Source organism: Polaromonas sp. (genome assembly GCF_030682935.1).
Taxonomy (GTDB): domain Bacteria; phylum Pseudomonadota; class Gammaproteobacteria; order Burkholderiales; family Burkholderiaceae_C; genus Polaromonas.
In genome coordinates this window covers 1-20,045 of sequence record NZ_JAUXNA010000350.1, presented here as the reverse complement: position 1 = coordinate 20,045, position 20,045 = coordinate 1, and the positions used below count along the sequence as shown (strand labels likewise).

Sequence of the window (20,045 nt, the reverse complement as noted above, 5' to 3'; positions counted from 1 at the left end):
GAAATTGTGCAGGCCGCCGCCGCCGATGGCCAGCCGGCGCTGGCGATCACCGACCTGGGCAACCTGTTCGGCACGGTGAAGTTTTACAAGGAAAGCCGCGGCGCCGGTGTCAAACCGCTGATAGGCGCGGACGTGTGGGTGCAGGTGCCCGGCAAGGACGCCACGGCGCCACCGGCGCGCCTGCTGCTGCTGGTGCAGAACCGCCAGGGCTACCTGAATTTGTCGGAGCTGCTGACGCGCGCCTGGACCCGCGGCGTGGTGCGTGACCAGGCTGTCATCAGCCTGGACTGGCTGCTGGAACTCGGTGAGGGCCTGATTGCGTTGTCGGGTGCGCAGGGCGGGGCGGTGGGACAGGCGCTGGTGCAAGGTGATGGCGCGCGCGCGCTGGAATGTGCGCTGTATTTTGCGGGGCTGTTCCCGCACCGCTTTTACATCGAGCTGCAGCGCGCCCAGCGGGTTGACGACGAGCAGCATGTGGTGGCGGCGGTGCAACTCGCTGCGCGGCTCAAGCTGCCGGTGGTGGCCACACATCCGGTGCAGTTCCTGGGGTACGAGGATTACGAGGCCCACGAAGCCCGCGTCTGTATCGCCGGCGGCGAGATTCTGGGCAATGCACGCCGCGTGCGCAAGTTCACGCGCGAGCAGTATTTCAAGTCATCGGCCCGGATGGCCGAGTTGTTTGCCGACGTGCCATCGGCCCTGGGCAACACGCTGGAAATTGCCAAACGCTGCAACCTCACGCTGGAGCTGGGCAAACCCATGCTGCCCGACTACCCCACGCCCGAAGTCGATGGCGTGCGCATGCCGGCTGACGACTATTTTCGGCAAACTTCGTTTGAGGGGCTGGAAGAGCGCCTGGCGCACCTCTACCCCAAAGCTGACGTGCGCGACGCCAAGCGGCCCCAGTATGTGGAGCGGCTGGAGTTCGAGATCAACACCATCCTGAAAATGGGCTTTCCGGGCTACTTTCTGATTGTGGGGGACTTCATCAAGTGGGCCAAAAACAATGGCTGCCCGGTCGGGCCGGGACGCGGCTCGGGTGCCGGCTCGCTGGTGGCGTATGCCCTGAAAATCACCGACCTCGACCCGCTGCAGTACAACCTGCTGTTCGAGCGATTCCTCAATCCCGAGCGGGTATCGATGCCCGACTTCGACATTGACTTTTGCCAGCAAAACCGCGACCGCGTGATTGACTATGTGAAAGACAAATACGGCCATGCAGCGGTCAGCCAGATCGTGACCTTTGGCACCATGGCGGCGCGCGCGGCGATTCGCGATGTGGGCCGGGTGCTGGATTTTCCGTATGGTTTTTGCGATGGCATTTCCAAGCTGATCCCCAACAAGCCCGGCCAGGCCGTCACGCTGCAACTGGTGCCTGCTGAACGCAAAAAAAATGACAAGCTGGTCTATGCGCTCGAAGCCGAGCCGATTTTGGCCGAGCGCGAGCGCAAGGAAGAAGACGTGCACACGCTGCTGGAGCTGGCCCGCAAGCTCGAAGGCCTGACGCGCAACGTCGGCATGCATGCCGGCGGTGTGCTGATTGCGCCCGGCAAGCTGACGGATTTTTGCCCGCTGTATCTGCAGCCCGGCAGCAGTTCGGCCGTCAGCCAGTTTGACAAGAACGACGTGGAGGCGATTGGCCTGGTCAAGTTCGACTTTTTGGGGCTGGCCACGCTGACCATCCTGGAAATAGCCAAGGAGTTCATCGTCCAGCGCTATCCGGCGCAAAAAGACTTCAGTTTCGAGAACTTGCCCCTGAACGACAAGCGGGTCTATGAGCTGTTCGCCCGGGGCGAGACTGAAGCCGTGTTCCAGTTTGAAAGTATCGGCATGCAGCGCATGCTCAAAGACGCCAAACCGGACCGGCTCGAAGACCTGATCGCGATGAACGCGCTCTACCGCCCCGGCCCGATGGACCTGATTCCGACCTACATTGCCCGCAAGCAGGGAAAAGAGGTGCCCGAATATCCGGACCCGCGCGTCAAGCCGATGCTCGAAGAGACCTACGGCATCATGGTCTACCAGGAGCAGGTGATGCAGACCGCGCAGATTCTGGGCGGTTATTCGCTCGGTGGCGCCGACATGCTGCGCCGCGCCATGGGCAAAAAAGACGAGAAAGAGATGGCCCAGCACCGGGAAATCTTCCGCAAGGGCGCCGGCATCAACGGCTTGAGCCAGGAAAAAGCCGACGAGGTGATTGACCTGATGGAAAAGTTTGCCGGCTACGGCTTCAACAAGTCGCACTCGGCCGCTTACGCGCTGCTGGCGTATCACACGGCCTGGCTCAAGGTGCATTTTCCGGCTGAGTTTTTTGCCGCCAACATGACCGTGGAAGCCGACGACACCGACAAGCTCAAAATCCTGTTTGGCGATGCGCAAAAAATGGGCATCCAGTTTGAATCGCCCGACGTGAACCGGGGCGACTACCGCTTTGAGCCCATCAGCGCGACCGCCGTGCGCTACGGTTTGGGTGCCATCAAGGGCACCGGCCAGCAGGCGATTGCCGCCATCGTGGCGGCCCGCAAGGAGGGCGGTACCTTCACCTCGTTGTATGATTTTTGCGTGCGGGTGGACCGCAGCAAGCTCAACAAGCGCACCGTGGATGCGCTCATCAAGGGTGGCGCTTTTGACAACATGCACCTGAACCGCGCCGAACTGCTGGCTTCGGTTGACCGGGCCTTTGAATTTGCCGCCGCCACCGAAGCCAATGCCAACCAGGGCGGCCTGTTCGACATGTCGGACTCGCATGCGGCCAGCACCCAGGAGCCGGCGCTGGTCGAGGCCGCGCCGTTCGGCGTCAAGGCGCGCCTGGTGCTTGAAAAAACGGCGATTGGCTTTTACCTGTCGGGGCATTTGTTTGACGAGGTGGCCACGGAAGTGCGGCAGTTTGCCAAGCGGAAAATTGAAGACCTGAGCGATTCGCGCGACCCGCAGATGCTGGCGGCCATCCTCAGCGACCTGCGCGTGATCAATGGCAACCGCGGCAAATTGATCATCTTCAAGCTCGACGACAAAACCGACGTGCTGGAAGCGTCGGTGGATGAGGCGACATTCAACGCGCACCGCAACTTGCTCAAAGACGACGAACTGGTGATTGTGCAGGGCACGCTGCAGGGTGCGTCCGAGCGCTTTGGCCGCCGCTTCAAGGTCACGCAGGTCTGGGACCTGGAGACCGCGCGCTGCAAGTTTGGCCGGTATCTGCGGGTGGCGGTGGATCTGGAAAAAGGCCAGTCGCCCGACATTGCGCGCCTGGTCAAAGACTTTCCGCCGCGCCCCGAAATGTCAGAGCAGGGCGAACTCCAGCGTGGTTTGCCGGTGCGGCTGAGTCTCAGGCGCGAAGGCGCCAGCGCCGAGCTTCATCTGGGTGAATCGGCGAAATTTTTCCCGAGTGATGCGGCGCTGACCAGCTGGAGCGCGCAGGCCGACCAGGGGCTGGCCAGCATCGTTCATGAATGAAATAGGGTGCTAGCGCAATAAGGACGGGCGCGAGTAGCTACTATTTTAATAGTAGACTGACGCTGCAGCGTGGCAGTGCCCGGTGCTTGCCCGCTTCAGTCTTTCGGCCGCATTTCCAGGATCATGGGGTTTGGCACCCGGCCATCGACGTCACGCGGCAGGGTGCCGGTGCGGATCACGGCCTTGATCGCCGCGTCATCCCAGGCCGTGTTGCCGCTTGATTTGACGAGGCGCTGGCTGATGATGCTGCCGTCCAGCGTGGTGCGCACTTCAATCTCGGCCGTGGGGTTGCCCGCAATGTCGTCGCCAAAGATCACGTTGGGCTTGACCGCCGCCCTGACTTTTCCGCCGTAGCCGGCCGACGGCCCGCTGGATTTTTGGGCAGCGCCCTTCGCATCGGCGCCGCCGGTGGCGCCTGCCAGGCCTGCAATGCGCTTCATGTTTTGATCGCGCTGATTCTTGGCGGCCGTCTCGGCGGCTGCCTGCTTTTCCTTGGCCTGTGCGGCGGCTTCCTGCTTTTTCGCTTCGAGTTTTTTGGCTTCTTCGGCCGTCTTGCGCTTGGCCAGATCGTCCTTGACTTTTTGCGCCTTTTCTTTTTCCAGTTCTTTCTCTTTTTCTATCGCTAGTTCTTTTTTTGCCTGCAGCTCGGCTTTTCGCTTGTCCTGCAACTTCTGCGCTTTTTCGGCCTTTTCGGCTGCATCCTCTTTTTGCTGCTGTAGCAACTTGCGTTTCTTTTCCTGCTGCAGGGCTATGTCCACGTCGGGCGCTGGGGGCGTCACCTTGACTTCAGGCGGTGCAGGAGCAGGCCGGGGGGCGGGTACGGGCCGGGGCGGTGGTACAGGCGTTGGCGCAGGTGCAGGAGGCGGTGGTGGGGGTTCGATCAGTTTGGGCGCCGCCTGCTGCGGCACGCTGGACCACAGTTCTGCCTCGAAGCTGGTCGCCTGGTCGCTGCTTTTCCAGCTGACGCCCCAGGTCAATGCTGCAATCAGCAAGACATGAACGAGCAAGGCCAGCGCGAAAGAGCGCGGTGAGGCGGTCTCGCGCGGCGGGCCAAATTCAAGGCGTTCGGTGGTGCTGGGCATGGTGCCGTGCAGACTTCTGCTTACTTGCCGGTTTGCACCGACAGGCCGACTCGCGACACACCGGCTTTTTGCAGGTTGTCCATGACCTGGACCACGGTTTCGTACTTGATGGATTTGTCAGCGCTGATGACGACCGGCACGGCTTCCGGACCTGCGGCTTTGACTTCTGGCTGCATTTTGACGATGTCGGCCGCCACGTTGCGCACATTGCTGGCCACGCTGTCGGTCTTGATCTTGATTTGAACGGTCTCGTCCTTGCTGATCAGGATCTGCACCGAATTTTGCGGCTGGCTGGGCGCCTTGCCGACCTTGGGCAGGGCAATCATGCTGGGCGTGATCAGCGGCGCCGTCACCATGAAGATGATGAGCAGCACCAGCATGACATCGATAAACGGCACCATGTTGATTTCACTGATGGTGCGGCGGCCCCGGCCACGGGAACTGACTGCTGGCATGGTGTTTTTCCTTAGGCGGACAGCCGCAGCACAGGCCGCGTTGTGAAAAGCGTTGGGTTTTTCTCTCTCCACCAGCCAGGGCCGCGGAACCGGCTTTGCCGGGCCGCAGGCGCAGCGGCCCCCTCGGGGGGCAGCGCATTACACGAAGCGACAAGCGTGGGGGCCATAGGCCGCAGCGCCGGGCCGCCCCAAGCAAGGCCAGCCCCCTCGGGGGGCAGCGTAGTACGCGAAGCGACAAGCGTGGGGGCCAGCACTTTCAGTGACCCGAGGGCGACTGCGCGCCCAGGTTGCGCTGCAGGATGTTGGAGAACTCCTCGATGAAGGTTTCCAGGCGGTTCGCAATGCGGTCAATGTCGTGGGCAAAGCGGTTGTAGGCCACCACGGCCGGAATGGCCGCAAACAGGCCGATGGCCGTGGCCACCAGCGCCTCTGCAATGCCGGGCGCCACCGTGGCCAGCGTGACCTGCTCCAGCGCCGCCAGGCCCGTGAAGGCATGCATGATGCCCCAGACCGTGCCAAACAGGCCGACGTAAGGCGACACCGAGCCGACCGTGGCCAGAAACGACAGGTTCGATTCAATGGTGTCGAGTTCGCGCTGGTAACTGGCCCGCATGGCGCGGCGTGCGCCGTCCAGCAGGGTGCCGGCGTCGTTGATTTGACGCTCCCGCAGCTTTTGGTACTCACGCATGCCGCTGGCAAAAATGCGTTCCATGGCGCCCGAGTGCTTGGCGTTTTGCGCCGCGCCTGCAAACAAGTCGTTCAGGCTGGTGCCCGACCAGAACTCGCGGTCGAATTCGTCGTTGAGCAATTGGGCTCGCTTGAGCGCCACTATTTTCCTGAAAATCGCGGCCCAGCTGGCAATGGAAACACCCACCAGCAGCAGCACCACGCCCTGGACAACCCAGCTGGCGTTAAGAAGGAGACTGACAATCGAGAGGTCTTGGTTCATGGGACGCTTTGGCTAGGTGTTGAAGCTGTCAGGAAGGAAAGCAGGCTGAAAGAGACGCTGGCATGCGGGTCGGCTGAAAGCTGGCGGCATTGACCCAGCCGATCCTGATCGTGCCGTCGCAGAGCAGGGTGGGTTTTTCATCCGGTTGCTCTGATTTTAATAGCGCCTGCTGCTTGATTATCATGGATGCGCGGCCGGTTTCGACCATGCTCGCCGTAACAATCAGTTCATCGTCGAGCTGGGCAGGGCGGCGGTAGCGAATGCTGGTTTCAAGCACCACAAACATGCCGCCGGTACTTTCCTTCAGGCGCTGCTGCTCGATGCCCAAAGATCTGAGCCATTCGGTGCGGGCGCGTTCAAAAAACTTCAGGTAATTGGCGTAAAAAACAATGCCGCCGGCGTCGGTGTCCTCCCAGTACACGCGCAGGGCCCACTGGAATGTGGCCCCCACGCTCCCCACTGCGTGTGGTTCGCTGCCCCCCGAGGGGGCCGCTGCGCCTGCAGTCCGGCAAAGCCGGTCCTGCGGCCCCTGCTTGAACGTATCGTTGCTTGTGCCGGGTTTTGTCATCTGTTGGCTAGTTAATAAGGACGGACGTAAGCCGCGCCACGGCTTCCCGCAGCTGCGCCATGGAGCTGGCCGTGGAAAAACGCACAAACTGCTCCGGCGCAGCCTGCCCGAAATCACGGCCTGGCGTCACGGCCAGGTGGGCGCGCTTCATCACCTCAAAGGCAAAGTCCCAGCTGCCGCTCATGCCCAGGCGCGCTGCGGCCTCGGTGCAGTCGGCATAGGCGTAAAAAGCGCCGTCCGGCATCACGGGCACGCGAAGGCCCAGGCGATTGAGTTCGGGGATGAAGTAGTCGCGCCTGGCTTTGAACTCGGCGCGGCGGCGTTCGTATTCGAGCAGGCTGTCGGCCTCAAAGCAGGCTAGCGCGGCGTGCTGTGCCACGGTGCTGGCACAGATAACCAGGTTTTGCGCAATTCGCTCAATCACCGGCACCAGCGCCTCGGGTACGACCAGCCAGCCCAGCCGCCAGCCCGTCATGTTGAAGTATTTGCTGAAACTGTTGATGCTGATGACGCTTTGGCCCAGTTCGCCGGGCATGGCCAGCGCCGAATGCCCGAAGTGCTCTTCATAGCTCAGGCCGAGGTAAATCTCGTCCACCAGCGTGATGCCGCCCTGGCTGTGCACAAACTCGTGAATTCGCTGCAGCTCTTCGGGGGCAATCGAGGTGCCCGTGGGGTTGGACGGCGATGCCAGCAGCACGCCGCGCGTTTTGGGCGTCCAGGCCGCCTTGACCTTGTCTGCCGTGAGCTGAAAGCGCTCCTCGGCCGTGGTCGGAATCAAGACCGCCGTGCCTTCCGCCGCGCTCACAAAATGGCGGTTGCACGGATAGCTCGGGTCAGGCATCAGGATTTCGTCACCGGCCTCGATCAAGGCCAGGCAGGCGAGGTGCAGGGCGCCAGACGCCCCCGCCGTGATGATGATGCGGCTGGGCGCCACCTGCGCGCCAAAGCGTGCGGCATACCAGTCACTGATGCGTTCGCGCAGTGCCGGCAGGCCCGTGGCCTGGGTGTATTGCGTGTTGCCCTGGGCAATGGCGCGTGCTGCCGCGTGCTGCACCAGCGGTGGCGCGGTGAAGTCGGGCTCGCCGATGTTCAGAAAAATCATGGGCTGGCTGGTGTGGGCAATTTCCTGCGCCATCGCCGAGGCGGCCTTGGCCACTTCCATGACATAAAACGGCTCAATGCGTTGAGCCCGCTGGGCAATTTTCAAGGCCATCCTTCAGGGTTTCGGCATCACTTGGCCTGGTCGGCCGCAACTTCTGCAGCGCGCAGCAAGGGCGCCAGTTGGTGCAAGATACCGTTGACATACTTGTGGCCGTCGGTGCCGCCAAAAGCCTTGGCCAGTTCAATGCATTCGTTCATCACTACGCGGTAGGGCACGTCGGGGCAATGGCTGAATTCGTAAACGCCTATCCACAGCACGGCATGTTCAACCGGTGAAATCTCGGCCATTTTCCGGTCCAGCAAGGGGATGATGTCGTCGTCAAGCCGCTGTGCAGCCTCGATGCAGCCGTGCAGCAAGGCGTCGTAATGGGCCGAGTCGGCCTTGTGAAACCCCACCAGGTCGCGGGTGAATGCATCAATGGAGGCGGTCTCATTGCGGCCCACCAGGTATTGGTACAGGGCTTGCAGGGCAAATTCGCGCGCGCGGGTGCGGGCCGACTTGTCGGCCGCCTTTTTCACGCCGGTGTCGGTCAGGCCGGTGCGGTTTTGCGGGGGGCGGTTGGGTTTGAGGAGGGGTTCTGCCATGAGGTACCAGTAGTGGCCGGTTTGTGCCGGTTAGGTGAAAGTGGGGGGGTGAAAAGCTCAGGCAAGCTCATCAAGCAGATTGGCCATTTCAACGGCCACGCGCGCTGCATCGCGTCCTTTTTCATCCTGGCGTGCCATCGCCTGCGCCAGGTTTTCGGTTGTCAGTATCGCGTTCGCAATCGGCAACTGGTAGTCCAGCGCCAGGCGCGTCACGGCCGAGCCGCTTTCATTGGCCACCAGCTCGAAGTGGTAGGTTTCGCCACGGATGATGCAGCCCAGGGCCACCAGCGCATCGAATTTGTCGCTTTCCGCCAGGGCTTGCAGCGCGCAAGGCACTTCCAGGGCGCCCGGCACCTTGACGTGGGTGATGTTTTTTTCTTCCACCCCCAAGGCGATCAGCTCCTGCTTGCAGGCCTCGGCCAGGGCGTTGGTAATGCCTTCATTGAAGCGCCCCTGCACCATGCCAATGGATAATTTTTTGCCGTCAAGCTTGTCAGCCGAACCTTTTTCTGCACCAAACACGATGAATTCCCTTTGAGTTGATTTGTCAGTTATTTATCAGCTATTTGCCAATTATTTGGCAGGGGTGACGTAGCCGACAATTTCCAGGCCGTAGCCCGTCATGCTGGGCATGCGGCGCGGGTTGCCCATCAGGTTCATTTTGTGCACGCCACATTCACGCAAAATCTGCGCGCCAATGCCGTAAGTGCGCAAGTCCATGCGGCCGCGCTCGGGGCCATGGGCTGCGCGCGCGGTGCCCCCAAACTGCGCCAGCAGCTGCTCGGCGCTTTCGCCGCAATTGAGCAACACCACCACGCCTTTGCCTTCCGAGGCAATCCGCGACAGGCTGGCATCCAGACTCCAGGAGTGCATGGCGCGACCCACTTCCAGTGCGTCCAGAATGGACAGCGGCTCATGCACGCGGGCCAATACTGTTTCGTTGGCGTCCCACTGCCCTTTGACCAGCGCAAGATGCACGGCCTGGGCTGTTTTGTCTTTAAACGCATGAATGGTGAATTCGCCGAAGGCCGTATTGATCAGGCGGGAGCCCAGTTTCTCAACCAGCGACTCCACCCGGCTGCGGTGTTCAATCAGGTCAGCAATCGTGCCAATCTTCAGGCCATGCTCGGCTGCAAACAGTTGCAGGTCCGGCAAACGCGCCATGGTGCCGTCGTCTTTCATGATCTCGCAGATGACGGACGCGGGGCTGCAGCCCGCCATGGCCGCCAGGTCACAGCCGGCTTCGGTATGGCCAGCGCGCATCAGCACCCCGCCTTCCACGGCCTGCAAGGGAAAGATGTGGCCGGGTTGCACCAGGTCGTCGGCCGTCGCGTCTTTGGCCACGGCCGCCTGCACGGTGCGGGCCCGGTCTGCCGCCGAAATGCCGGTGGTGACGCCTTCGGCGGCTTCGATCGAGACGGTAAAGGCGGTGCCTTTTTTGTCCCCGTTGCGCACCGTCATGGGCGGCAGTTGCAGGCGTTCGCAGCGTTCACGGGTCAGTGTCAGGCAAATCAGGCCACGGCCAAAGCGCGCCATGAAGTTGATGGCGTCAGCGGTCACGTGGTCTGCAGCCAGCACCAGATCGCCTTCGTTTTCACGGTCTTCCTCGTCGACCAAAATCACCATGCGGCCTGCGCGCATGTCGGCCACGATGTCTTCAACGGGGGAAATTACGGTAGTCATGGTTCAGTCTGTGGTTGCGGGAGCGATGGGGGTTTGGGTGTCTTTGAGCATGCGCTCGACGTAGCGCGCGATCAGGTCGATTTCCAGATTGACCTCAGCGCCCTTGCTCAATTGGCCCAGCGCCGTGTTTTGGACGGTGTGGGGGATCAGGTTGATGCTGATTTCGCAGCCCGGCGCATTGTCAGCATCACCGGCGAGGTCGATGACCCGGTTCACCGTCAGGCTCACGCCATTGACGGTGACGGAGCCTTTATACGCCAGGTATTTGCCAAGCTCTTGCGGCGCACGGATGCGAAGCTCCCAGCTTTCGCCCACCTGGGCGAAATGCGTGACGCGGCCAATCCCGTCGACATGACCCGAAACGATGTGGCCGCCCAGGCGGTCATGGGCGCGCAGGGCTTTTTCCAGATTAATGACGCCGGTGTCAGCCAAACCGCAGGTTTTGGCCAGCGATTCAGCAGAAATGTCGATGGAGAACTGGTTGTGGGCAGGGTCCAGCGCGGTGGCCGTCATGCAGGCGCCGTTGAGCGCGATGCTGTCGCCCAGACCGACGTCGTCGAGATACCCCGCAGGCGTCTCTATGGTGAGTCGCTTGCCATGGTTTGAAGAGCTGCCCAGGCTTTGGATGGCGACGATGCGCCCCAAGCCGGTAATGATTCCGGTAAACATGGAGGTATTTTCGCAGGGAATCGAGCCATCTCGTCGGGCAGGCACATTTAAGGCCTGAAAAGACCGTGGGGCCTGGGGCCTTTAAAACTGATCGCGCCCAGCCGCACGCGCAACTACCCGCAAATCAACCCCCACCCTGTCTGTGGATTTGAACTGCAGTTCAATCGCTTCAGAAAGCGATTGCAGCGGTCCAAACGAAGCCATGCCCTGGCCCGGGCCCAGCAGCTTGGGGGCCAGATAGATCAAAAACTCGTCAATCAGCCCGGCGCGGATCAGCGAGCCATTGAGCTTGCTGCCGGCCTCGACATGCAGCTCGTTGATCTCGCGGGTCCCCAAGTCTTTCATCATGGCGGCCAAGTCCACTTTGCCGTGGGCGTCGGGCAGCATGACCACCGTGGCGCCGCGCGCTTCCAGCGCCGCCTTTTTGGCGTCATTTTGGACGGCAGCGTAGATGATGCAAGCCCGACCAGGTATGAAAAGATGAGCATCCAGCGGGGTTTGCAGTCGGCTGTCCACCACCACGATATGCGGCTGGCGCGGCGTTTTTACCTCGCGAACGTCCAGGCGCGGGTTGTCTTGCAGCACCGTGCCGATGCCCGTCAGCACCGCGCAGGCACGCGCCCGCCAGGCATGGCCGTCGGCACGCGCTTCGGGCGAGGTGATCCACTGGCTTTGGCCATTGGCCAGCGCTGTTGTGCCGTCCAGCGACGACGCCATCTTCATGCGCACCCAGGGCGTCTTTCGGATCATGCGGCTGAAAAATCCGATGTTGAGTTCACGGGATTCGGCTGCGCCGGGGCCGACTTCAACTTCGATGCCAGCAGCGCGAAGTCGGGCTATGCCTTGCCCCGCCACGAGGGGATTCGGGTCCTGAATGGAAACCACCACTTTGCCGATGCCTGCCGCAATCAGCGCGTCGCAACAGGGGGGCGTGCGGCCGTGGTGGGAGCAGGGCTCCAGGGTGACGTAGGCGGTGGCGCCTTTGACTGAATGACCGCGACTGGCGGCGTCGCGCAGGGCTATGATTTCAGCGTGGGGGCCGCCGGTGCGCTGGGTGTGGCCCTGACCTAGCAGCGCGTCGTCAGGCCCCCTCAAGATGCAACCTACCCGCGGGTTGGGTTTGGACAGGGGTATCGCGAGCGTGGCTTGTGCCAGCGCATCGGCTAGATCGCGCTCGTGGTGCATCCGGGATCGTTGGTTTTGCAAGATCGAACCCGACCTGCGGTATTGACCACGACGGAGCTGGATCGATTTGTGACGGACATGATGAGTATGCCGTTGGGGGTGCCGCTGGAGGTGCTTTTTGCCCTTGGGAAACCACTGCCGTTGAATAAAAGATAACCCTCGCTGAATGCGGTGGTTCCCGGCGTGCTAACCGAGATATCAGGTGACAAGGCGTCGTGCCGAAAAAGAATTTCGTCCGTGCCCGCGTCGTATTGCTCATTCCAGTTGTTGTCCAGATAGACGAACCAGCCCGACGTCCACCCAGTCATGGCGTTATTCGCCACAATATAGGCGTTTCGGCCGGTTTTTAAGGCTGCCGACTTGGCCGTGCCGCTGGCCACGATGAAATTGCTGACCGCATCCGAGAGGTTGGCGTTTTTTCTGATCTGCTCGAAACTGGGCGCCGCCACCAGCATTAGAACGGCGCCGATGGCGATGGTCACCATCAGTTCTATCAGTGTGAACCCTTTCAAGCAGGGGGCACGGCTTGCCCTTTGACCGTGGAGGCAGGTGGGCATGGCCAGATGTTTGTTTTTCATTTCCAGCAACGCGAAATATCCGTCCCGGTGCATCTTTTACGTCCTTGGGTATCGATTGCCATCAGTGTGACCTGCGGGTCATTGAAAACGCCCGGACGGGGCTGGGCAAAAACTTCAATGCAGTCGCGCAACCCGGGCGTGACGGAGTTCACCGGCTGACAGGCTTGTGCGCCAAACTGATGGCTGCTTTGCGCTCGCACTGATCCAAGGTAGTTTTTAAAAGGCGTTGCATCCGCCGTGGCATCGATGGCAAACGGTAGATAGACATTGCGCTGCGTCATGTAACGCTCCTCCTGCTGCAACAGGTTCAGCAATGCTGCCCGGGCATCGGCGCGCTTGCCCTTGCGGATCTGGTCGGTGTACATCGGATAGGCGACCGCGGCGAGAATTCCGATGATGGCGACCACGATCATCAGTTCGATCAGCGTAAAGCCTTTTTGGCGGGTGGTGCGCATGGTGTTAAGGGCTTCGTTCATGGCGCGGCTTTTTTGGCCTGGTAGTTGTTAAGCTGACGCCAGCTGAGTCTTCCGGTTTGGTAGCTCTCGCTTCCCGTGACGGTGCTCACGGCAATGCTCTTGCTCCCGCTGACGATGATGCCACCTTTTTGAGTTGCCGTGCGTTGGCCGGTGGTGTCGCTTGCGCCCAGCGTTGCGCTGCCCAGCTTTAATACCAATGGCGGCGCCAATATGCCGACCGTCGATTCTTCGGTAATGCCACTTCCCGTGAGCGGGTCAAGCACGTACAACTTTCCGCCACCTTCGCCACAAGAGCCCTTGGTGGGATAGATGGTGCCGAACAACAGCTTTCCGAATGCGCCGGTAATTCCGCTCACCTGCCGTTCGCCGATCGAGGCGTCCAGGTCTACATACCATCCTGTCTTGACGTTGGGCGTTGTCGTGGCGGGAGCGCCCCAGGTGAAGGCGGGAACGGTCACGGTGCCGGTGGCAGAAATGGTGCCATTTTGCAGTGCACTGCGTCCCGGTATCTGAATCAGTCGGTTAGGAGAAGGGTCCATCACGGCATAGAAGGAGGCTGTCGGGACCAGCGGGACGGTAGTGTCTGATGATTCCAGAAATTTGCCTGTGCCAAATGCCACAACCTTGGCGCCGTTGTATGAGTTGACGATCTCCGGGGTGCCGGTGATCGGCTGAAGTGACGTGCCGTCTGCGGCTTTTGCCACATACATAGGCGCACGCGTGCTGTCAGTGGAACTGAGTCTGATTTGATTGAATTTGTTGAAGTTGGCTGTGGCGTCGACAACCAACGAGCCGGTGCCGTATTCTGAAAAATCCAGTTTCCACAGGTTGCCTTGCAGATCACCCGAGTACAGCGCATCGACAGCGCCTGTGTTGAAGTTCTGGACGCTGTTAAAACCCAGCAGGCCTTTGGCGATGGTAGTGCTGGTCTGCGGCAATTCGATGCGCCAGAAGTTGGTACCTTCAGCCCAGCCCTGGGTTGCAGTGGGTACAAAGCCAAGATCGAGGAAGAAAAGCGAGGGATTCCCGCTGGTATGCGCAAAACCATCTGGTGCGTAATTATTGACACCACTCGCGACCACCGCGAACCATTTGTAGCTTGGCGTCGCAGAACTGCTGGGGCTCACGCGAAACTTGAGGATTTGGGGCGTGCCAATCACGTTACCCATCGCCGGATGGTCCCGCTCTGTAAACTCCCACAAGACATTTTTCTTGGTGAACGCTTCGGGGTTGGTGACGTCGAGAGCATATACACCCTGCGCGCCACCGCCGACCCCGGACACCAGCGTCGTGCGCCATTTGCTGCCGAAGTAGGCCTCGGCAACCACCGGCGTGGCATCGGCAAAGCTGTTGTGGCTATAGTCCTGGTCCGGCAGCAGCTTCAGGCGCCCGGAAAGGAAGCCCGGCACATAGGCAAAGGCCTCTTTGCCATTCAGGTCGTAAAAAGCGTGCAGCATGCCATCGTTGGCGTTGACGAAGACCACGGGCTTGCGGTTCTTGTTGGCGTCGTAGAACGTGCGGTAATCCGCGCCGGAGGTGCCTGAGGAAGGCTTGCCCAGGTAGACGAGGCCGCTGTTGATGATATCGCCCAGCACGATGTCGCGGGGGCGGAATGGAGCCGTCGGGTTGGCGAAAGAAATCTCGTCGCGCTGATCACCGCGCAGGTATTTCACGCGCTTGTCGCCCAAGGTATCAACCACGCCGGCCGGCGTGCTGTTCAACGCGTCCTTGTGCGCTTGCACCAGATCATCCCACAGGAAAGGCGTGGGCGCGTCGGTGCCCTGGCGCCCCAAGGGTGGCCCGATCACGATGTTGCGATTGACGCCATAGTCGATTTTGGTGGCGGTGGTCAGCACCTGGCCAGCCTCCCAGATGGGGGTCGACCCGATCACGATGCTGTTATCTGCGGACAAGGACAGTGGGTACTTGATGACCCGCCCGCTCCAGTAGTTGGCAACCGGGTTGAAGCGGGCCTGGAACACCCCTGCAGCTTCGGACGATGTCAGTCGCTGGGTGGATATCGCGCCGCCGGCAATACTGCCGGTTTCCTCGACGACGCGTGCGAACACATCGGCAATCGAGTCCAGGAATTTTTGCGCGTCGCTGACCAGGAAATAGTTCTTGGCATCGCCATCGGCACCGATCCACAGCGTGTTGTCACCCGTGGCAAAGGGATTGCCCGTGTTGCCCGGGTTCCCGCTGCTAGTCACACCGTCGTTAAATCCGCCATATTTCGCGGCTAAGTAAAGTTGTCGTGTGCGGCGAAAATCGACATTGTCGCTGGCTCGATTTTCGTTCACGTCGATGCTGTAGGTTGTAACGCGCGCTTTCGGGAGGTCTGTGCGAATGCTCTGCGTGTTGGCCCAATAAGCCATGCCGGCCATGTAGTGCGAACCGCCTATGGCACCTGTGTCCATGGTTGCAGCGTTTGCAAGAGCCGGGTAGTAGGGGCTGTTGACGGCAATGTTGCTGGCAGCTTGCGTGCGGAGCTTGCTGTCGGTGTAGCTGGCGCCTGAATTTGCCTCAAAGCTGCCTACGATGCTGGTCCAGAAGGGCACATTGAGCGCGGGGTTGGTCTCGGCCGCCCGGGCGTAGTCCTCATTGGTCGTAATCGTATTGCCCGGCACCGACCGGTCGCTGTGGGTGAAGACATCGGCAACGGTCAGGATGCTGTTACGCAGACAGCTTTTGCCTTCGCCGGTTGCGTCCTGGAAGCCCGCAAACGGATCGTTCCAGCCGGCATACACCGGAAAATTCTCCTTCAGCTTGGTGATGGCTGTCGACGAGCCTGACGTACCGGCCACCGCACCGTCTGTCGGTGACTTGCCCTGAATATAGCGAAGCGCTTCATAGTACAACTCGCTGAGCGGATCCAGGCTCTTGTACTTGCCCACGTTGTTGGGGTCCAGCGTGCCGAACTTGTTGATGTACATGATAGCGCCGCTCTTGGGGTGGCCTTGGGCGCCGTAAGTCGCGTCACCGCTTTGCGGGTTGTCGATGAAGATGCCCGTGTTGGCATACCACTCGGCGCGCGGGTTGGTGCCACTGACCAAGTTGAAGTTGGCATCAAACGCCTTGGGGCCGAGATATTTGAGTGGCGCGCGCATCACGCCGCCGTAACGCGCGCGGTTGTCATCCTGCAGGTAGCCAAAAACCCCCACGCGCAAATTCTCGGCGTTCATCTGGAACTGGCCCACCGGCTTGTACTTGCCGTTCGGGTAGCGGTAGCACAGTCCGCTCCACTTCTTGGCATCCGGGTCGTAGGTCATCAGGCGATTCGGGGCGCTTGAGGCATCGCACACCACGTTGCGCACCAGGTAGTAGGACTTGGAGGCCGTAGCGGCGACCAACTCATCGCTCTTGGCATCGGCCACGCCGAAGGGCGCATCGCAGCTGCCGGTGGTGTCTTTCGATCTGGCGAAATACACGCGGTTGCGGCAGTTGTAAATATACATGTCGTTGTTGCCAATTTTGTTGGCAGCCGATGTTTCAACCATCTTTGATACCAGCGCTTTGGGCAGCACCTTTTCTGTGAAATAGGCGGTGTTGCGATAAAAGTTGTCTGGCAACCAGGCGCGATCAACGACCGTGAGAGTGTCATCATCCACGGTGCGATTACCGCCTGTCAGTCCATAGCGCAGGATGTCCACGGCCGAAGAGGTGGCCCAATTCAGGAAATTGCCGTTGAAGCCGCCACCACCGCAACTGCCGCTGGCGTTGACTGCACCGGACCACTTGAAGTAGTCTCCCTTGGTGACGCTGTTGTCGGCGGCGGGCTGGTTTCCATAGCAACTCTTGTTGTCGAAATAACCGATGTAGGTTTTGTTTTCGTTAAATTCGTCGCGGTAGGTTTGCCCCACTGTCGGAAATTCCACCGACAGGGCAAGCGTCAGATTGGCCTTGGCCTTGGCCCCGTTCATGTACAGCGGTTCAGTCGACAGGTTGATCAGCGGCGGCGCCGACTGGCCGACCACCAAAGTGACGACGCCTGCCGCGGCCGCCAGCAGGCCCAGCCGAAACCATCGGCGAAACTGCGCCGGAATCACGGAGGAAATGTGGACCATGGGAAAACTCCTATTCTTTACGGAAGACCATCTGGACCACGGCCTGCGTGTCCGTGCGTGGGCCAAAACCCATGGCTGTGACGCGGAACAGCGTTTTGGGCGCGCCGGTGCTGCTGGTTCCCGGCGAGAGGTCGGGGATGGCTTCGATGATGTAGCGTGGCCGCAGGGCGGGCTGCACGCCCGCGGTGCCGGTGGCAAAGGTGCGGTCGGTGAAATCGCCCAACCGCACGGTTTTCGCGGCGGTCGTGGCATCGGTAAAGTCGACGTCGTACCAAACCGGCCTGCCTGTGGTGCTGGGCAGGCACAAACCCAAATCCCCGCCCGAGCCGCAGCCGGCAGCAAAGCCCAGCAGGCTGGTCGGCGAGAAGGTATCGACACGCTTGGCCGCGCTGGTATTGGGCCCGCGCATGTCGAATTCGGCATCCATCAGCGCCGCCTCGGCGCCCTGGAAGGCAATCTGCCAGTCGCGGTCGTAGCGCGAGGAGCGCTCGGCCATCAACACCATCTGGCTTGCGGCCACGCCCAGCATGCTGACGATCACCAGGATGATCATGACGATGACCAGGCTGAAGCCTTGCTGCCTGGCCTTTGGCGTGCGCAGCAGCGAGCGGAGTGAGGATGTGTTCATCGCGTGCTGAGATCGTTGCGGATATGGACTGTGAAATTCACGACCCGGCGCAGCCGCCCGTCTGCGGCCACCGCCAGTTGCGAGCCGGCATCGGCGCCGGATGCATAAGCCGTGCCGAGCGGCGCGAAAGTTGCCGTGACGCGCTCCTGCGCCGAGCCGACCGGCCCGCGCAGCACCAAACCTACCCTGACCGCCCGCACGCGGCGCCAGTTCTCGCGCGTGGCGTTCGGGTTGCTGGCCACTTTCAACTGGTCGGCGCGAAGCCAGCGGTCGGCGATGGAGTCGCCTGCGATACCGGGCACGGCACCAGCTGTCACGTTGTCCGTGCCAAACAGAAGCTGCATGGACTCGACGCCTTCGATCAATGGCTGGCCGGCCACCCACGCGCCAGAGGAATGCTTGTAATAACTGCAATACAGAGACGGTTCGGACGTATTGGCATCCCGGGCCACATAAAAAATGCTGGCAGAACGCTCGTTGAGATCGCCGGTTTCCAGTCCAGGTTCAGCGGTCCCCAGGCAGTTAACCATGTTTCCATCCGGCGAAGCGGTGAGTCCTCCGCCCTGGAATCGCACCACCAGAACATCGCTCCCGTTTTTGCACGAGGTGTCGTTGATGGACCCGCACTTGGTCGGGCGGTTGCCATCGACGATCTTTGTCGATTCGCTGATCGCGAGATCGGACAGTTGTGTGTAAAAAGCGTTATTCCATCCAAATAAGTCGGGCTCAGGTTCCTTGCCCAGTTTTACAGCCAACGCCCGCGTCATCGGAATCGGCGCGGCGAAATCCTGGTAGCCGGCCTGCAGAATGATTTTTGAAACAGTGTCAATGGCGAACCGTTCCTTGTCGATCAATTGCGTGGTGCTGTCTACGGTGGTGTAGCCCGTGCGGCCGAGAATTAGCGTTGACAGGGCCACGAGCGTGACGAGGAGGCCCACGGTCATGGCAACCAGCAGCTCGACGAGTGTTACGCCGCCTTGGCGGGCTGGGATACCGGAAAAATGGTGTTTTTTCATTCTGAACTGCCGGCTGTCAACGGAAGAACAATCAGGGGAGGCGTTGCCGCGTTTGAAGTGAACTCGGTTGTACCTTGGGCATTGGCCCTATTCCAGGAAAGCTTGAGAATGGCGACGTCGCCGGTATCGGTGCAAGCCCATTTAGGCTCACCGGTGGTGGTGAATGGCTCCTTGTCCATGCAGATGCGAACGCGCGGCGAAGGCAATGCGTCGATCAGCCGGAGTTGCCACTCATAAATGTCCCAAGCTGCAATTTGTAAGCCCGTAGGGCAAGCATCTGTAAAACAGTTTGGCGTTGGCGCCGAGACGGTATCGGCACTGGTGAATGTGGCGTTAAGCAGGTAGGGGTTTTCTGCCGCCGATATTTTGACGCCCACAGCGTGATTTCCGCGCATTTTCTCTGCCAACTCGCGAGCCAAGGCGCCTGCAATGGCCTGGTAACGCACTTCTTTATTGGATTGCATGGCTGCGGCCTGCATGCCGACGGCCCCCAGTACGCCGATGCTCAGGATAACGATGGCCACCAAGACTTCAACGAGCGTGAAGCCATCTTGGTGGTCATGACTGACCGGGAGTTGCCTGTCCGTGGACGCGAGTGAAAGAGACATGCTCCGAAGTATAAGAAACTGTCTTGATTTGTTTCAGTCCGCACGTCTGAGTTGCTGTGCCGTTCATCGGATGGCCTGCCGCCGCACCTCATCCACCAGCGTCTTGAACTCGTCAATGTCTTCAAAACTCCGGTACACGCTGGCATAGCCCGCATCGGAATCGCCGGGGTGATGCGCCCCCTGCGCACCCGAATGCGCTTTGCGCAATGCGCGCCGTCGGTCTATACTGATTTGGTCCGGAGATGCGGTTTTTACTGTCTTGTTTGCAACCATGGAGCGCCCCGTTGCGGGGTGCGCACTAAGGAGGAAGGCGATGTCGGTCGAGACTCTAATTTTGGAATCCCCCGTGTCCCAGGACATCGTGGAGGTCGCTGCCTTTACGGGTGGCATCGTCGGTCCCAGCCTGCAAATGCTGGGCCCCGTGAAGGATGGCGGCACGATCGTCGCCCAAACGGCACCCGGTTGCTGGGGGCCGATGATCACGCCGAAATTCCAGGGTGGCCATGAAGTCACCCAGCCGGTGGCGGTGGAGGGTGCTGTAGTCGGCGATGCCATTGCCATCAAGCTCAAGCGCGTGGAAGTGACCTCGCTGGCCACCTCTTCCGGCGTCATGCAGTTCGTGGATGGCCGTTATCTGGGCGACCCTTTTGTGGCCAAGCTCTGCCCCAAGTGCGGCACCCAAAGCCCCGCCACCCATCTGGAAGGCATCGGGCAGCAGGCGGTGCACTGCGACGTCTGTGGCGCGGAGGTCAGTGCGTTTCGTTTTTCCAACGGCTATGTCATCGTTTTTGACAGGGAAAACCAGGTCGGGGTGACAGTCAGCAAGGCCATCGCCGAACGCATTGCCAAAGAAGCGAAACTATTTGCCCACTTGCCTGCCGC

Annotated in this window: 19 protein-coding genes; 2 read left to right on the top strand and 17 right to left on the bottom strand. The window is 60.7% G+C overall.

Translation table 11 applies throughout. The features are described 5' to 3' along the window. Positions 1–3,456 (top strand): DNA polymerase III subunit alpha (gene dnaE / locus Q8K05_RS16395; RefSeq protein WP_305247681.1); only part of this gene is annotated, 3,456 nt, incomplete at its 5' end. 95 nt (positions 3,457–3,551) lie between these two features. On the opposite strand, the gene tolA is transcribed toward dnaE, so the two are convergent. The 17 genes from tolA to Q8K05_RS16310 all read right to left on the bottom strand — a co-directional run bounded on the left by tolA (position 3,552) and on the right by Q8K05_RS16310 (position 19,370). Continuing rightward, on the bottom strand, positions 3,552–4,538 hold the full coding sequence (gene tolA / locus Q8K05_RS16390) for a cell envelope integrity protein TolA (RefSeq protein ID WP_305247680.1): 987 nt from the start codon (positions 4,536–4,538) through the stop codon (positions 3,552–3,554). Positions 4,539–4,558: 20 nt separating this feature from the next. After that, the gene (locus Q8K05_RS16385; RefSeq protein WP_305247679.1) at positions 4,559–4,993 is read right to left on the bottom strand and encodes a biopolymer transporter ExbD; all 435 of its coding nucleotides are present in this window, start codon (positions 4,991–4,993) and stop codon (positions 4,559–4,561) included. Between the two features lie 256 nt (positions 4,994–5,249). Next, complete coding sequence (gene tolQ, locus Q8K05_RS16380) at positions 5,250–5,942, bottom strand: protein TolQ (protein WP_305247678.1); 693 nt, start codon at positions 5,940–5,942, stop codon at positions 5,250–5,252. Positions 5,943–5,970: 28 nt separating this feature from the next. Further along, positions 5,971–6,393: a tol-pal system-associated acyl-CoA thioesterase gene (ybgC, locus tag Q8K05_RS16375; protein WP_305247677.1), complete on the bottom strand. Its 423-nt coding sequence runs from the start codon at positions 6,391–6,393 to the stop codon at positions 5,971–5,973. 124 nt (positions 6,394–6,517) lie between these two features. After that, entirely contained in the window at positions 6,518–7,717 is a 1,200-nt protein-coding gene (locus tag Q8K05_RS16370; protein ID WP_305247676.1) for a pyridoxal phosphate-dependent aminotransferase, read from the bottom strand. Between the two features lie 23 nt (positions 7,718–7,740). Continuing rightward, the gene (gene nusB, locus Q8K05_RS16365; protein ID WP_305247675.1) at positions 7,741–8,256 is read right to left on the bottom strand and encodes a transcription antitermination factor NusB; all 516 of its coding nucleotides are present in this window, start codon (positions 8,254–8,256) and stop codon (positions 7,741–7,743) included. A 57-nt stretch (positions 8,257–8,313) separates the two neighbouring features. Continuing rightward, positions 8,314–8,778: a 6,7-dimethyl-8-ribityllumazine synthase gene (ribH, locus tag Q8K05_RS16360; protein ID WP_305247674.1), complete on the bottom strand. Its 465-nt coding sequence runs from the start codon at positions 8,776–8,778 to the stop codon at positions 8,314–8,316. A 51-nt stretch (positions 8,779–8,829) separates the two neighbouring features. Beyond that, positions 8,830–9,939, bottom strand: coding sequence for a bifunctional 3,4-dihydroxy-2-butanone-4-phosphate synthase/GTP cyclohydrolase II (gene ribBA, locus Q8K05_RS16355; RefSeq protein ID WP_305247673.1), 1,110 nt, complete (start codon positions 9,937–9,939; stop codon positions 8,830–8,832). Between the two features lie 3 nt (positions 9,940–9,942). After that, entirely contained in the window at positions 9,943–10,608 is a 666-nt protein-coding gene (locus Q8K05_RS16350) for a riboflavin synthase (RefSeq protein ID WP_305247672.1), read from the bottom strand. Between the two features lie 81 nt (positions 10,609–10,689). Continuing rightward, positions 10,690–11,793, bottom strand: a complete 1,104-nt coding sequence (ribD, locus tag Q8K05_RS16345) for a bifunctional diaminohydroxyphosphoribosylaminopyrimidine deaminase/5-amino-6-(5-phosphoribosylamino)uracil reductase RibD (RefSeq protein ID WP_305247682.1) — start codon at positions 11,791–11,793, stop codon at positions 10,690–10,692. Beyond that, entirely contained in the window at positions 11,772–12,404 is a 633-nt protein-coding gene (locus Q8K05_RS16340) for a GspH/FimT family pseudopilin (protein ID WP_305247671.1), read from the bottom strand. The genes ribD and Q8K05_RS16340 overlap by 22 nt, the downstream gene beginning before the upstream one ends. Continuing rightward, on the bottom strand, positions 12,368–12,826 hold the full coding sequence (locus Q8K05_RS16335) for a type IV pilin protein (protein WP_305247670.1): 459 nt from the start codon (positions 12,824–12,826) through the stop codon (positions 12,368–12,370). Before Q8K05_RS16335 ends, Q8K05_RS16340 begins: the two co-directional genes overlap by 37 nt. A 17-nt stretch (positions 12,827–12,843) precedes the next feature. Beyond that, entirely contained in the window at positions 12,844–16,911 is a 4,068-nt protein-coding gene (locus tag Q8K05_RS16330; RefSeq protein ID WP_305247669.1) for a pilus assembly protein, read from the bottom strand. A gap of 10 nt (positions 16,912–16,921) precedes the next feature. Next, positions 16,922–17,539 carry a PilX N-terminal domain-containing pilus assembly protein gene (locus tag Q8K05_RS16325; RefSeq protein WP_305247668.1) on the bottom strand — a complete coding sequence of 206 codons (618 nt, stop codon included), beginning with the start codon at positions 17,537–17,539 and terminating at the stop codon, positions 16,922–16,924. Then, complete coding sequence (locus tag Q8K05_RS16320; protein ID WP_305247667.1) at positions 17,536–18,555, bottom strand: PilW family protein; 1,020 nt, start codon at positions 18,553–18,555, stop codon at positions 17,536–17,538. The genes Q8K05_RS16325 and Q8K05_RS16320 overlap by 4 nt, the downstream gene beginning before the upstream one ends. Further along, the gene (gene pilV, locus Q8K05_RS16315) at positions 18,552–19,163 is read right to left on the bottom strand and encodes a type IV pilus modification protein PilV (RefSeq protein WP_305247666.1); all 612 of its coding nucleotides are present in this window, start codon (positions 19,161–19,163) and stop codon (positions 18,552–18,554) included. The genes Q8K05_RS16320 and pilV overlap by 4 nt, the downstream gene beginning before the upstream one ends. 63 nt (positions 19,164–19,226) lie before the next feature. After that, positions 19,227–19,370 (bottom strand): hypothetical protein, encoded by a 144-nt coding sequence (locus Q8K05_RS16310; protein WP_305247683.1) that lies wholly within the window; start codon positions 19,368–19,370, stop codon positions 19,227–19,229. A gap of 139 nt (positions 19,371–19,509) precedes the next feature. Between Q8K05_RS16310 and Q8K05_RS16305 the strand changes: the two genes are divergently transcribed. Next, positions 19,510–20,045, top strand: a 536-nt coding sequence (locus Q8K05_RS16305) for an acetamidase/formamidase family protein (protein ID WP_305247665.1), incomplete at its 3' end; no start/stop codon positions are given.